This window comes from Enterococcus silesiacus, from assembly GCF_001886225.1.
GTDB lineage: Bacteria > Bacillota > Bacilli > Lactobacillales > Enterococcaceae > Enterococcus_L > Enterococcus_L silesiacus.
In genome coordinates this window covers 42,096-55,775 of record NZ_JXLC01000001.1, presented here as the reverse complement: position 1 = coordinate 55,775, position 13,680 = coordinate 42,096, and the positions used below count along the sequence as shown (strand labels likewise).

The window sequence follows — 13,680 nt, the reverse complement described above, 5'->3', positions numbered from 1 at the left end:
TCGATTTCGTTGACTGTAGTATAAAGCAGATTTTTATTTTTGTAAACCCTTAAATAAAATCACATCTCTCTGATTGTTGATAAAATGATATTATCATTACAGTCAAAGAATATTCAACGAATAAGCAGTAATGCATAAAGAAATGTTTGACAATGCAATCGGTTGCGTTTATTATGAGGTTAAGAAGCAAACAACATACAGGAGGAGAGAAAATGAAGCATTTATTTGAAATAGACCCATGGAAAATTGCCACACATCAATTAGAACGCAACGAACGTCGTCTTCAAGAATCGCTAACATCAATGGGAAACGGTTATATGGGGATGCGAGGGAATTTTGAAGAACACTATACAGGTGATCATCATCAAGGAACCTATTTAGCCGGTGTTTGGTATCCTGACAAGACCAGAGTTGGTTGGTGGAAAAATGGCTATCCTGAATATTTTGGGAAAGTTATCAATGCAGTGGATTTTATCGCAATGGATATTCTTGTGAATGGGAAAACGGTTGACTTAGGTATACAAGAACCAAAAGATTTTTATTTAGAATTAGATATGCATAACGGGTTGTTGACACGTACATTTACTCTTGAAACTGAGGAGGCAAAAGTTAAATTCCGATTTGAACGTTTTTTAAGTATTGTGCAACAAGAACTGGCTGTGATTCGGGTAACGGTAGAAGTTCTTGAGGGTGTAGCAGATATTCAAATCAGCTCAAAAATCGATGGAGATGTTCGCAATGAAGATAGCAATTATGATGAAATGTTTTGGGAAGCCCAACAATCTGGTTTCGAAGATGCCATCGGCTTTTTAACGACTAAGACGATTCCAAATCCATTTGGTATTGAACAGTTTAGTGTAACGGCCGCAATGAAACATGTGACAGAGGCCAAAGCAGGTGTGGCTGAAACGGAACCTTTAATCGTACAACAATCATTTCAAGCGAAGCTACAAGCAAATGAATCAATCACGCTAGAAAAACAAGTAATCGTGTTGACTAGCCGTGATATTCCAGAAACGCAACAACAAGAAAAAGCAGTTCAACTACTGAAGCAAGTAACTAAAACCTTCGATGAATTACTGAATGAGCAAAATGACGCCTGGGCGAAGCGTTGGGCACTTGCTGACGTTGTGATTGAAGGAGACGATGCAGCACAGCAAGGCATCCGGTTTAATTTATTCCAATTATTTACCACCTATTATGGAGAAGATGAACGGTTGAACATTGGGCCAAAAGGCTTTACAGGTGAAAAGTATGGCGGTGCCACTTATTGGGATACAGAAGCGTATGCTGTTCCTTTATATTTAGCTTTGGCAAAACCAGAAGTCACAAAAAATTTATTGAAATACCGCTATAACCAATTAGAGCAAGCGAAACATAATGCGCGTCAACAAGGATTAGCTGGTGCTTTATATCCAATGGTGACCTTCACAGGAATTGAATGCCACAATGAATGGGAAATCACCTTTGAAGAAATCCACCGAAATGGTGCCATTGCGTATGCTATCTACAATTATGTGAATTATACTGGAGATACTGATTATCTAAAAAATGAAGGACTACAAGTTCTAACGGAAATCGCACGTTTTTGGGCAGATCGCGTGCATTTTTCTAAACGTACTGGAAAATACATGATCCATGGTGTGACAGGACCAAATGAATATGAAAATAATATCAACAACAATTGGTACACAAATACGATCGCAACGTGGGTATTACAATATACTTTAGAGCATTACACGAAATACCAAGCAGAAACATCGGTTGATATTAGCAAAGAAGAGCAAGCGCATTGGCAAGAAATCATTGATAATATGTATTATCCATTTGATGAAGAGTTAGGCGTTTTTGTCCAACATGATACCTTCTTAGATAAAGATTTAATGCCGAGAACAGCATTATCATCAGAGGACTTACCGTTAAATCAACATTGGTCGTGGGATCGTATTTTACGTTCTTGCTTTATCAAGCAAGCAGACGTATTACAAGGGATTTATTTCTTTGGCGAACGTTTTTCACGAGCAGAAAAAGAGCGGAATTTCTTGTTTTATGAACCGATGACGGTGCATGAATCTTCTTTATCGCCAAGTGTTCACGCCGTTTTAGCGGCAGAACTCGGGATGGAAGAAAAAGCGGTAGAAATGTATCAACGAACAGCTCGTTTAGATTTAGATAATTACAACAACGATACGGAAGATGGTTTGCATATCACGTCAATGACAGGCAGTTGGCTTGCGATCGTGCAAGGATTTGCGCAAATGAAGACAGCTGATGAGAAACTAAGTTTTGCACCGTTTTTACCAAGTACATGGACAAGCTATGCCTTTCATGTGAATTATCGAGGGCGTTTGCTTTATGTGACTGTGGATCAAGAAAAGGTTCGTTTACAGCTTGTTTCAGGAGCAGAGTTGCCGCTTACTGTATATGGAGATAAGCAGGTTTTAGCCGATGAATTAGTGATCGAAATGGAAAAGGTGAATACGCATGTTTAAAGGTGTTTTATTTGATTTAGATGGTGTGTTGACCGATACAGCCGAATACCACTATCAAGCGTGGCAACGGTTAGGTAAAGAAATCGGCATCACGATTGATCGCGCGTTTAATGAAGAGTTGAAAGGTGTGAGTCGTGAAGATTCATTGACATTATTACTAGCTCATGGCGGGAAAACCAATGACTTCACTTCGGAACAATTCGCTGAACTAGCAAAGCGGAAAAATGAGTACTACGTAGAAATGATCCAGCAAGTTAGCCCGAAGGATGTTTATCCAGGGATTCTGGCGTTGTTACAAGACTTAAAAAAACAAGGAATCAAAATTTCATTGGCCTCTGCTAGTAAAAATGGTCCATTTCTATTGGAGAAAATGGCGTTGATGCCCTACTTTGACGGTATTGCTGATCCAAGTGCAGTTGCAAAAGGTAAACCTGCCCCTGAGATTTTTCAATTAGCGGCCAAAAATGTTGGCTTGACAGCTGCAGAATGTATCGGAATCGAAGATGCCAAAGCGGGAATTCAAGCGATTATTGCGAGCTGTGCTTTGCCGATTGGTGTAGGACGTTCAGAAGATCTTGGAACGGATATCGCGCTGGTTGCTTCTACGAAAGAATTGACGCTTGATTTCTTGCTATCTGTCTGGCAATCAGCAAAAGTGAATGATTGATTTCACTGGTTGTTCTAGTGACTATTCTTGAAAAAAGACGATAGCAACAAAGCATCAATCTATGGTATTATTTTCTACGATAGAATGATTTATCCAGATTTGTATGATTATTCATGAAAGGAGGAGAATAGATGACAATTACTGTTAAAGATGTTGCAAAAAAAGCTGGTGTTGCTACGTCCACTGTCTCCAGAGTAATCAACGACCACTCAAGTATTTCAGATGCGACGAAGAAAAAAGTCTATAAGGTAATGGAAGAAATGGGGTATGTGCCCAACATTGCTGCTAGAAATCTAGGCAAACGCTCGTCAGGAGCAGTTGGCGTGATTTTGCCACCGTTAGATTCTCGTGAGCGAATGGGAAATCCTTTTTACTTAGAAATCATTGAATCGATCAATGACGAAGCGCGTAAACACAGTATGACGACGGCAATCGCTACGGCACAATCTTTTGAGACGTTGTTGGAAAATGTTCAACTGATGCATCGCCAAAAACAAGTCGATGGATTCATCTTACTTTACTCAGATAAAGATGATCCAGTCATCAATTATTTATTCGAAAATCAAGTTCCCTTCTCATTGATCGGTCAGCCGTATACAAATGAAGATAAGGTCATTTACGTGGATAATGATAATCAATTACTAGGAAAACATGCGACAGATTACCTAATTGAAAATGGGCATAAAAATATTCTGTTTATTACGAATACGACCCATGAAAATGTCTATTATGAACGTTATTTCGGTTACCAAAAGGCGATGATGTTAGCAAATTTGACGGTCTTACCTTCAGTAGATATGGAAAAACCAGAAGATTATGTAGCCTTTGAACAACTGTTGAAAGAAACTAAAGCCACCGCGGCTGTCGTGATCGATGATATCTTTGCGATGCGAATGATTCAATTAGCGCAAATGTATGGCTATCGTGTACCAGATGATTTTTCAGTGATCAGTTTCAATAACTCGATTTATGCAACGCTCGTTCATCCTTATCTAACTAGTATCGATATCGATATTGCAGAACTTGGGAAAATGGGCATGCAAAAACTGATTGAATCCTTACAGGAAAAAGAAGCGACAGGCGTTAGAATGGTGATTCCTCATCAGCTGATCAAAAGAGAGACAGTCTTGTCTTTGAAAAATAATACAACAGATTAAGTAATAGAAGAACGCTGAAAACTAATTTACTCAGAAATGAAAAAATGAGTGAGTTAGTTTTTTTGTTGACAAAAAACGACTACAGTTGTAAACTTTGGTTGTGAAGTAAAAAGGAGAGGAAAAAAATGATAAAAGCAATAACGGATGAAAATTTTTTTCAAGAGGTTGAACAGGGAATCGTTCTAGTTGAATTTTGGGCAGAATGGTGCAGTTATTGTAAAATGTTAGAACCAGTATTAGATGAACTAGCCAAGGAGTATTCAGCAGAGATTGAAATCAAAAAAATAAATGTTGAAACAAATGAAAAGATTCCCGAAAAATATAACGTAATGAGCTTGCCGCTGATCATCCTATTTGAAAACGGAGAAGCAAAAGAAAAAGTCGTTGGATACTATCCAAAAGATGTCTTAAAGAAATATATTGAAGAAATAATCCAAAAATAAGGTGTTGACAAACATCATAATTTGAATTAAGATACAAGAGAAGTTGAAACGACTACAAATGTAGATTTTAAAGAAAGTAGAAGATATATATGAAAATAAAGAAACAATATTTAGAAAAGGCTGTGCAACCAAAATTTCAAATAGATGACCTAGCGACTGTGTCGGCTGGCTATGTTTCTGGAATGAGAAATACTGCTGTTAGGATCTTAGCGATCCATGATACAAGAGCGTATACAGTCAGTTATATGCCGACAAATGGGGAACAGTTAGTGGTCAATTACAAATGGATCGTCCAAGAAGAGATAGTAGACTCAGGGAAAGAAAAATTGAAAGAAGGAAAAATGGTCTTGCTAAATGCCGATCATTCAATTGGAATGGAAGGAGCGAAATCTGTTATAGAAGCTTCATTGAGTACGACTGCCTATAAGGTAGAGTATTTAACCACATCCAGTGAAAGAATCAAGCATCAAGGTTGGTTGATAGAAGATGACCTAATAGAACTAGTTAAGGAATAGGAGGGAATCTCGATGGCAACAAGGGAAATACAACATATAACTGATGCCGAATGGGAAATCATGAGAATCGTATGGACTCAAGGTGAAACAACCAGCAAAGAAGTCCAACAACTGCTAAATCAAAAAACCGAATGGAAAACGACCACAGTCAAGACCTTGCTTGCACGACTAGTTGAAAAAAAGCTGTTATCTACTGAAAAATTAGGCAATAAATTTATTTATCGATCATTAATAGAAGAAAAAAGTGGTATTCAATTGGAAACGGATGAACTCTTAGGTAAGATTTGTGCAAAAGAGGTTGGAGCTGTCCTTAAAACGATCATTGATGAAAGCGTCTTGAGCGTTGAGGATATCGAGCAGTTAGAAAAAGCGCTACAAAAAAAGAAAAAGAATGCTGTCGACGTTATTCTATGTAATTGTACGCCGAAGGATTATTCATATAAACAAGCCAATTAATTATTAGAGGAGATGGAGAAAATGGAAGTGAAAACATTTGATATCGAAGGGATGACCTGTGCCTCATGTGCACAAACGGTAGAAAAAGCGACCGCAAAACTGACAGGTGTTACTAAATCAACTGTTAACTTAGCAACCGAAAAGTTAAATATTGAATATGATGAGAATAAACTCTCAGAAAAAGATATTCAAAAAGCCGTATCAGATGCAGGCTACGAAGCGTTGAGCAATGTCCAACAACGAACATTTGATATCGATGGCATGACGTGTGCTTCTTGTGCGCAAACAATCGAAAAAGCAACAGGCAAACTGAACGGTGTTGCAAAAGCATCAGTCAATTTAGCGACAGAAAAAATGGTAGTGGATTTTGATCCATCTGTTTTAAATGTCTCAGATATTACCAAAGCAGTAGCTGATGCTGGGTATGGCGCAGTGGAACAAATTGATTCAGCTGATACGGTAGATAAAGACCGTGAGAAAAAACAAAAGCATATCAAAGACATGTGGCAACGCTTTTGGATGTCGGCAGTATTTACTGTTCCTTTATTATATGTTGCTATGGGACATATGGTTGGCTTGCCTTTACCAGCATTAGTAGATCCTATGATGCATCCTGAAACATTTGCGATGGTTCAATTGGTCTTAACGATTCCAGTCCTGTATTTAGGTAGAAGCTTCTTTACAGTTGGATTTAAAGCGTTATTCAAGGGTCATCCTAATATGGATTCTTTAGTTGCTTTAGGAACTAGCGCTGCTGTAGCTTATAGTTTATACGGAACAGCGATGATTTTTGCTGGCGATCCGCAATTTACAATGGCTTTGTATTATGAATCTGCTGGTGTGATTTTAACTTTGATCACATTAGGTAAATACTTTGAAGCTGTCTCAAAAGGAAAAACCTCTGAAGCAATCAAAAAATTAATGGGCTTAGCACCAAAAAATGCCCGTGTTTTCCGTAATGGTCAAGAAATGGAAATTCCGGTAGATAGCGTTCAGCTAGATGATACGATCATCGTTCGCCCAGGAGAAAAAATTCCAGTAGATGGTGTTGTAATCGAAGGCTCTTCTGCAATCGATGAATCAATGTTGACAGGTGAAAGTATGCCAGTTGAGAAAAAAGTTGGCGACAATGTTATCGGCGCAAGTATCAATAAAAACGGTAGTTTCCGTTTCAAAGCAACAAAAGTTGGGAAAGATACTGCCTTGTCTCAAATCATTAAACTAGTGGAAGATGCGCAAGGCTCAAAAGCACCAATTGCTAAAATGGCCGATAAAATTTCTGGTGTCTTTGTACCAATCGTGATGGTGCTCTCTGTTTTAGCTGGTTTAGCTTGGTATTTCTTAGGACAAGAGTCTTGGGTGTTCGCCTTAACGATCACGATTTCCGTCTTAGTTATTGCATGTCCTTGTGCGCTAGGTTTAGCAACACCAACTGCCATCATGGTAGGAACAGGTAAAGGTGCTGAAAATGGCGTATTGATCAAAAGTGGTGATGCACTTGAAACGACACATAAAATCCAAACAATCGTTTTCGATAAAACAGGAACCATTACTGAAGGAAAACCAAAAGTGACGGATATCGTAACCGCAAATGGGATGGAACAAAATGAGTTACTACGTTTAGCGGCATCTGCTGAAAAAGGGTCTGAACATCCGCTAGGTGAAGCAATCGTCAACGGAGCAGAAGAGAAGAATTTAGCATTTGCACAAACAGAAGAGTTTGCAGCAATTCCAGGTCATGGGATCGAAGTGACGATCGAAGGTAGTCGTTTATTATTAGGAAACAAGAAATTGATGGATGACCGCAACATTTCTTTAGGCAATTTAGGTTTTACTTCAGACCAATTAGCAGAACAAGGGAAAACACCGATGTATATTGCGAAAGATGATGTAATTGCCGGAATTATCGCAGTAGCAGATACGATCAAACCAAACAGTATCCCAGCAATCAAAAAATTACACCAAATGGGTATCGAAGTTGCGATGATCACAGGAGATAACAAACGGACCGCTCAAGCAATTGCGAAACAAGTAGGGATCGATCGTGTCTTAAGTGAAGTGTTACCGGAAGATAAAGCCAACGAAGTAATGAAACTTCAAAAAGAAGGCAAGAAAGTTGCGATGGTTGGTGATGGAATCAATGATGCACCAGCTTTAGCTCAAGCGGATATCGGGATCGCGATTGGTTCAGGAACAGACGTTGCGATGGAATCAGCGGATATCGTGTTGATGCGCAGTGATTTGATGGATGTCCCAACAGCAGTAGAATTGAGTAAAGCGACAATCAAGAATATCAAAGAAAATCTATTCTGGGCATTTGCTTATAACACATTAGGAATTCCAGTTGCAATGGGCGTCTTATACCTATTCGGCGGACCATTATTGAATCCGATGATTGCGGGAGCCGCAATGAGTTTTAGTTCAGTTTCTGTATTGCTGAATGCATTGAGATTAAAAGGCTTTAAGCCTTCAGCGTTGAAAAAATAAAAAAGTAATATTAAAAAGGGGAAAATAAGGATGGAAAAAAACATTTGAAATAGCAGGACTTACCTGCGAAGGCTGTGCGACTAATGTTAGAGAACGATTTGAATCAGTTTCTGGGCTTCTGTCAGTAGCGGTTGATCTGACTACCAAGACAGCGAAAGTGACCAGTGATAGTGAGATAGATCGAGCTGATTTAGAACAGGCATTAACAGGTACAAAGTACACAATCAACAGTGAATTAGTTTAAGTCAGGAAATGTATGAAGAGTTGATGTTTAAATTGACTCTTCATCTTTTTTTAAGGAAAAAACGACTACGGTTGTAGTTTTTTAGAAGGAGAATATTATGAACAACAATAGATATACTGATTATTTTTTTGACGATCCGGTTTTTGATAGAGCAGGAATAGATTATATTCCGTTGGAAAAAGTAAAGTCTCCACAAAATAAATTAGCGATCCCGCCTTTACTGATACCAGATTTTGATTCAGAGTTGCAAACAAGATATACCATTGTATCACAAGAAGGAGAAACGCAAATTTTACCTGGGGAAAAAACGAAAACTTGGGGATATAATGCTTCATTGTTGGGCACAACGATTATTTTAGAACGAGGAAAAAACTATAGTGTTACCCTAAAGAACGAACTACCCGAGCTAACGACCTATCATTGGCATGGTCTAAACGTTTCAGGTCCAGAAACAGATGGTGGACCTCATGCACCTGTTTATCCTAAAGGAACACAGGAAATTGAATTTACAGTTGACCAGCCAGCATCAACGGCTTGGCTGCACCCGCATCCTTGCCCAAACACTGCTGAGCAAGTTTGGAAAGGTTTGGCTGCAATGGTGATTATAAAAGACGATCAGGAAAGCAAGCTACCTTTTCCAAGAGAATATGGTGTGGATGATATTCCAATCGTTTTACAAGATAGAAGTTATCATGATAATCAATTGGACTATCACAAAGATTACAATGTTGACGGAACGTTAGGGAACATACCCTTGATCAATGGCACAGTGAATGCTTATTTTGATGTTACGACACAACAAGTACGGCTACGTTTGCTAAATGGGGCTAATCGTCGAGAATTTCGCTTGCATTTTTCCAAGGAGCTCCCCTTTACGCAAATTGCATCAGATGGCGGTATCCTGCCTGAGCCTATCTTATTTACTCATTTAATGCTAACTGCTGGTGAAAGAGCGGAGATCATTGCAGATTTTAAAGGGCGTTCAGCGGGTGAAGAGATTATTCTTTATAGTGACGATAGCCCATTGGTTGCTTTTAAAGTGGGTGATTTTAAGGAAAATGATTGGTATATGCCAGAGAAACTTATAGAGATACAACGACTTCAAGCAACTGATTCAACCGTAATAGAGGAGACAGTCATGTCAGGGATGAGAGATTTTGTTAAAATCGATGATCAGATTTTTGATATGAAACGAATTGATAAGCAACAAACAATGGGCGAGACTCAGATTTGGGATGTGTCTAATATTAATCCAGCAGATAAAGGGATGATCCATCCTTTTCATATCCATGGAACCCAATTTCAAGTCCTTAGCAGAAATGGTCGTCCGCCTTATCCCAATGAATTAGGTTGGAAAGATACTATTGGTGTAAATGCGCAAGAAACAGTCAGAATTGCCGTTAGATTTGATGTGCCAGGAGTTTTTATGTATCATTGTCATATTTTAGAACATGAAGACACCGGTATGATGGCTCAAATAGAAGTTATTGACGTAAAAGAGAAGCGTTAAATGAAATAGAAAAATAAAGGATCTGAGGTTGGGACGGAAGTGTTTAACTCCGAGAAATAAGAGGGAATTCACGAAAATTACTTTTCAAATTTTTGTGAATTTCAGCTTATTTCCGAAGGAGTTACTTCTGTGCCCACCGTTTATTCGGATTCCTTGAGGATGGGATGTGACTCGTAGAGTTATGTCCCGGCCTCCAGACCCTTTAACACGGATAGTCTGTTTCACTTCGTTTTGTTAAAGTGGTTGTTATTCCCTGACAATCAGTATATAAAATTTTCTCGAAATCATATTGATTCTGATAGACAAACGTAATCGATTCGTTGATTTTCTCTGTCGTAAATATGATTGTTTCATTGTTCGCCTGAACTAATCTAAGCTTGAATTTATAGTTGATTTCATAGAGTTTAGGCACAATAAGAAACAAAGATTTTCTTTGGCTGACAATTTCAAGGGAAGTGGTGTTTGCTGCTTTGTAGCGGCCAACAAATTTTTCTAACGGAACAGGCGACATGAGTTGTAATGGATGGGTAGTTGGAGAAAATGTACTGTCAAACTTCAATCGGGCAATTTCTTTAGTGATTGTTGTTACAGGTATAACATCTAGGTTACTGAGCAAGATAACGGTTAAATCTTCCTCTTCAAATTGCTTGATCGAGTTGACAAACCCACTGATGTTTCCAAAATGCTGTCGATAGCGATGAGCATTGAGTGTGGCAATATCCCAACCACAAGCATAACTACTTTTATTGACTGTAAACATTAGCTTTGTTAAGTGCTCGGGAACGAGCTGATAGTGTCTAATGGCTTGATCCCATAGATATAAATCCTTTGTAGTTGAATAGAGTCCATAGGCACCTAATGGAAAGAAATGATTTGTCTGTGGTGTATTGATTTCTTTCTCCCAGTAGCTATAACTAGAAGCTAAGTTCAAGACGATATCTGTTTCATTCATACATCCTGTATTTGTCATGTTTAACGGTGTAAAAATTGCTTCTTCTAAAAACTGTGCATAAGTTTGCCCCGTAATCACTTCAATTATTTTTGTTAAAACCAAATAACCAGAATTAGAATAGGCAAACTGACTACCAGGCTCAAATTCAAGTGGCAGCTCTTTGAATAAATCGAGCATATCATCCAGTGTCCAGCTGAGTCGCATGGTAGTTTCCCAAAAATCACCAAATGAAGCAAAGTCAGGAATGCCAGATGTACAAGTCATACAATGGTAAATAGTTATTTTCTCGCCATTTGGAAAATCACTGAGATATGTATTGATAGTGTCGTCAATCGACAACAAACCATGATGCTGTAAGATCAATACTGCCATGGAAGTAAATGCTTTTGTTAATGAGCCTATTTGATATTTGGTTTCAGAAGTATTAGCAACATTGAATTCAATAGAAGCTAATCCAAAACTTTGTTCTAATAAGATGCCAGATTTATCTGCAATGAGTAAACTGCCCTGTAAATAGCCTTGTTGTTCATAAGAACGGACGTAATTGTTTAATTTCGTTTTAAAATCCATTATTTCCCTCACTTTTCTGTCAGGTGATCATCTTCAGAAAAAATGGTAGCGATTTCTTTATGCAAGGACCACACATCCTGCTCTAAGTTACTCATGAGTGTAATCTGTAAACTCAATGTTTTATTATAAGAGGAGATAAATGAGACGCCTGGATCATGTCCTTGCATATATGGAAACGTGTGATCAGCTTTTTTAGCAATCCAAAACCCGTAGCCATAATGATCGGCTGCTTGCATGGTGTGAATCAGAGTAACAGCGTGCTCAGAAATGATTTTCCCACTAAAGAGGATCTGCCAAAAACGTTCTAGGTCTTTTAAGGTGGTGAAACAGCCGCCAGCACCAGTTCCTTTGACGTCAATACTATAAATATTGGAATAATAATCCGTTGTTTCTTTATCGTAAATGTAGCTGTTGGCAACATTGCCCGGTAGTCGATCTAAGGCAAAGTAACCGGTGGAAGTCATACCAGCTGGATCGAAGATGACTTGTTTTAAATAGTGGTCGAAGGCTTGACGTGTTACTTCTTCGATGATCATAGCTAGCAACACATAGCCTGTATTATTATATTGGAATTTTTTTCCAGGAGTATCCACCATTTTCTTGTCAATGAATAAAGGCAGCAAGTCACTGTTTTTGCGTATCTTATAATTAGGGAAATCTTGCCAAAGATCCGCATAGTCAGAGAGTAACTCTTCATCATAATAATCGCCAATCCCAGATGTGTGGTTTAATAATTGATGGACAGTCACGCTTGGATCAATATTCGGCATTTGTTTTGAAAGAATATGTTTGATTGGTTGATCGATTCCAATTTTCTTTTCTTCGATCAATTTCATGATCGCAACAGCGACAAAAGTTTTCCCGCCAGATGCAGTGCTGAAAATGGTCTCTAAATTGTTCTTTATTTGATTGGGAAGATCCCGATAACCGTAAGATTCACATAATAATGACTTGTCATTAGCGATAACATTGACAAAACCACTAAAATCATTAGGTATAGATTGCTTTATGTTCATAGGCGAAGCTCCTTTGTGTTGGCTCAAATATAATTTTCATTCAATGAAATAAGTTTAGCATTAATTGAGAGCTAACGGGCTTATTTTTGTTATTTTCTGACTTTTTTGGATAAATTTTTGAATAACCACGGACAGATCTGACTTTTGAAATCAAACATTGCTTATAAAAGCGATTACAGATACAATAATAAGTAGGAATATATTAGAGTAACACAAAAAGAAGGAGGAGAAAAAATGATAGAATTTAAAGCAAAATACGGTGAGTGGGGGATTATTTTTGGTGCCACAGATGGTGTTGGTAAGGCAATGGCTAGGTCCTTAGCTGAAAGAAAACTAAACGTTGTTTTAATTGGCAGAAGAACAGAAGCGTTAGAGGCTTTAGGCAAAGAACTTGTTGAAGAATACAAGATAGCTTATCAAGTTATAACAGAAGATTTATCCACTGATCTAGCAATTGAACGAATCATCGAACAAACGAAAGGTCTGGATATTGGTTTCGTTTCCTATGTCGCTTGTTTAAGCGTATTTGGTCCATTTTATGAACAAACCTGGGAGCAAGAGCAACAGATGATCAACATCAATATTATTTCGTTTATGAAGTACTTCCATTATTATACAAAATTATTCAAAGAAAAAAATCGTGGCGGCATCATTAATATCGGATCGATGTCAGGTATTACAGGTGCGCCCTACATTGCTCAATATGGTGCAGGCAAGTCATTTATCAGTAAGATGACGGAAGCTGTAGCTTTTGAAATGCTGGATACCAACGTTGATATCATGGTACCAATTTTAGGCTCAACAATTACGCCAAGTTTCTTGAAATCTTTGCCGGATACGGAGGCTGGAAAAGCTGCGCTGGCTGCTGCAATGACACCAGAAGAGTGTATGGAAGAAATTTTTGAAAACTTTGGAAAAAAACGTTCGATGATTCTTGGTGATCTTAATCGGGAAAATGCTAAAGCTATGGCAAATCAGACCTCGGATCAAACGATTGAATTTGTTGGAAACCTATTTAAATAATAAGTACGTCTAAGACTCGAACTAGAGTCTGTGTTATCATAGAGTGAGATGAGAAGTGATCTAACGAAATGAAGAAAAGGAAGTGACTAGCAAATGAATACGTACCAATTAATATTGATTATGCTCCCGCCGCTTCCCGGAGATAGAT

Annotated in this window: 12 protein-coding genes; 10 read left to right on the top strand and 2 right to left on the bottom strand. The window is 38.2% G+C overall.

What is annotated here, in order from left to right; all coding sequences use genetic code 11:
* The first annotated feature begins 152 nt into the window (after positions 1-152).
* From RV15_RS00245 to RV15_RS00205, 9 genes are all read left to right on the top strand, one after another.
* A complete protein-coding gene (locus tag RV15_RS00245) occupies positions 153-2,492 on the top strand; it encodes a glycoside hydrolase family 65 protein (RefSeq protein WP_281246816.1) in 2,340 nt (779 codons plus the stop codon).
* A complete protein-coding gene (pgmB, locus tag RV15_RS00240) occupies positions 2,485-3,159 on the top strand; it encodes a beta-phosphoglucomutase (RefSeq protein ID WP_071876058.1) in 675 nt (224 codons plus the stop codon). Before RV15_RS00245 ends, pgmB begins: the two co-directional genes overlap by 8 nt.
* Positions 3,160-3,290: 131 nt before the next feature.
* On the top strand, positions 3,291-4,316 hold the full coding sequence (locus tag RV15_RS00235; RefSeq protein ID WP_071876057.1) for a LacI family DNA-binding transcriptional regulator: 1,026 nt from the start codon (positions 3,291-3,293) through the stop codon (positions 4,314-4,316).
* 125 nt (positions 4,317-4,441) lie between these two features.
* Positions 4,442-4,759: a thioredoxin gene (gene trxA, locus RV15_RS00230; protein WP_071876056.1), complete on the top strand. Its 318-nt coding sequence runs from the start codon at positions 4,442-4,444 to the stop codon at positions 4,757-4,759.
* Between the two features lie 89 nt (positions 4,760-4,848).
* On the top strand, positions 4,849-5,274 hold the full coding sequence (locus tag RV15_RS00225; RefSeq protein ID WP_071876055.1) for a DUF1541 domain-containing protein: 426 nt from the start codon (positions 4,849-4,851) through the stop codon (positions 5,272-5,274).
* Between the two features lie 12 nt (positions 5,275-5,286).
* Complete coding sequence (locus RV15_RS00220; protein WP_071876054.1) at positions 5,287-5,730, top strand: CopY/TcrY family copper transport repressor; 444 nt, start codon at positions 5,287-5,289, stop codon at positions 5,728-5,730.
* A gap of 21 nt (positions 5,731-5,751) precedes the next feature.
* Positions 5,752-8,217: a heavy metal translocating P-type ATPase gene (locus RV15_RS00215; RefSeq protein WP_071876053.1), complete on the top strand. Its 2,466-nt coding sequence runs from the start codon at positions 5,752-5,754 to the stop codon at positions 8,215-8,217.
* A gap of 49 nt (positions 8,218-8,266) precedes the next feature.
* The gene (locus RV15_RS00210) at positions 8,267-8,461 is read left to right on the top strand and encodes a heavy-metal-associated domain-containing protein (protein WP_071876052.1); all 195 of its coding nucleotides are present in this window, start codon (positions 8,267-8,269) and stop codon (positions 8,459-8,461) included.
* A 97-nt stretch (positions 8,462-8,558) separates the two neighbouring features.
* Positions 8,559-9,971, top strand: a complete 1,413-nt coding sequence (locus RV15_RS00205; RefSeq protein WP_071876051.1) for a multicopper oxidase family protein — start codon at positions 8,559-8,561, stop codon at positions 9,969-9,971.
* 202 nt (positions 9,972-10,173) lie between these two features.
* Here RV15_RS00205 and RV15_RS00200 read toward each other — a convergent pair whose 3' ends face one another.
* Positions 10,174-11,493 (bottom strand): serine hydrolase domain-containing protein, encoded by a 1,320-nt coding sequence (locus RV15_RS00200; protein ID WP_071876050.1) that lies wholly within the window; start codon positions 11,491-11,493, stop codon positions 10,174-10,176.
* Positions 11,494-11,501: 8 nt separating this feature from the next.
* Complete coding sequence (locus RV15_RS00195) at positions 11,502-12,509, bottom strand: serine hydrolase domain-containing protein (protein ID WP_071876049.1); 1,008 nt, start codon at positions 12,507-12,509, stop codon at positions 11,502-11,504.
* Between the two features lie 234 nt (positions 12,510-12,743).
* On the opposite strand from RV15_RS00195, the gene RV15_RS00190 reads away from it, so the two are divergent.
* A complete protein-coding gene (locus tag RV15_RS00190; protein ID WP_071876048.1) occupies positions 12,744-13,532 on the top strand; it encodes a 7beta-hydroxysteroid dehydrogenase in 789 nt (262 codons plus the stop codon).
* Positions 13,533-13,680 lie beyond the last annotated feature (148 nt).

What these genes read in the sequence shown, in the direction of transcription:
- RV15_RS00215 (WP_071876053.1), top strand. Translation starts at nt 5,752, where the DNA reads ATGGAAGTGAAAACATTTGATATCGAAGGGATGACCTGTGCCTCATGT.
- RV15_RS00225 (WP_071876055.1), top strand. Translation starts at nt 4,849, where the DNA reads ATGAAAATAAAGAAACAATATTTAGAAAAGGCTGTGCAACCAAAATTT.
- RV15_RS00220 (WP_071876054.1), top strand. Translation starts at nt 5,287, where the DNA reads ATGGCAACAAGGGAAATACAACATATAACTGATGCCGAATGGGAAATC.
- RV15_RS00200 (WP_071876050.1), bottom strand. Translation starts at nt 11,493, where the DNA reads ATGGATTTTAAAACGAAATTAAACAATTACGTCCGTTCTTATGAACAA.
- RV15_RS00195 (WP_071876049.1), bottom strand. Translation starts at nt 12,509, where the DNA reads ATGAACATAAAGCAATCTATACCTAATGATTTTAGTGGTTTTGTCAAT.
- RV15_RS00205 (WP_071876051.1), top strand. Translation starts at nt 8,559, where the DNA reads ATGAACAACAATAGATATACTGATTATTTTTTTGACGATCCGGTTTTT.
- trxA (WP_071876056.1), top strand. Translation starts at nt 4,442, where the DNA reads ATGATAAAAGCAATAACGGATGAAAATTTTTTTCAAGAGGTTGAACAG.
- RV15_RS00235 (WP_071876057.1), top strand. Translation starts at nt 3,291, where the DNA reads ATGACAATTACTGTTAAAGATGTTGCAAAAAAAGCTGGTGTTGCTACG.
- pgmB (WP_071876058.1), top strand. Translation starts at nt 2,485, where the DNA reads ATGTTTAAAGGTGTTTTATTTGATTTAGATGGTGTGTTGACCGATACA.
- RV15_RS00190 (WP_071876048.1), top strand. Translation starts at nt 12,744, where the DNA reads ATGATAGAATTTAAAGCAAAATACGGTGAGTGGGGGATTATTTTTGGT.
- RV15_RS00245 (WP_281246816.1), top strand. Translation starts at nt 153, where the DNA reads ATGCAATCGGTTGCGTTTATTATGAGGTTAAGAAGCAAACAACATACA.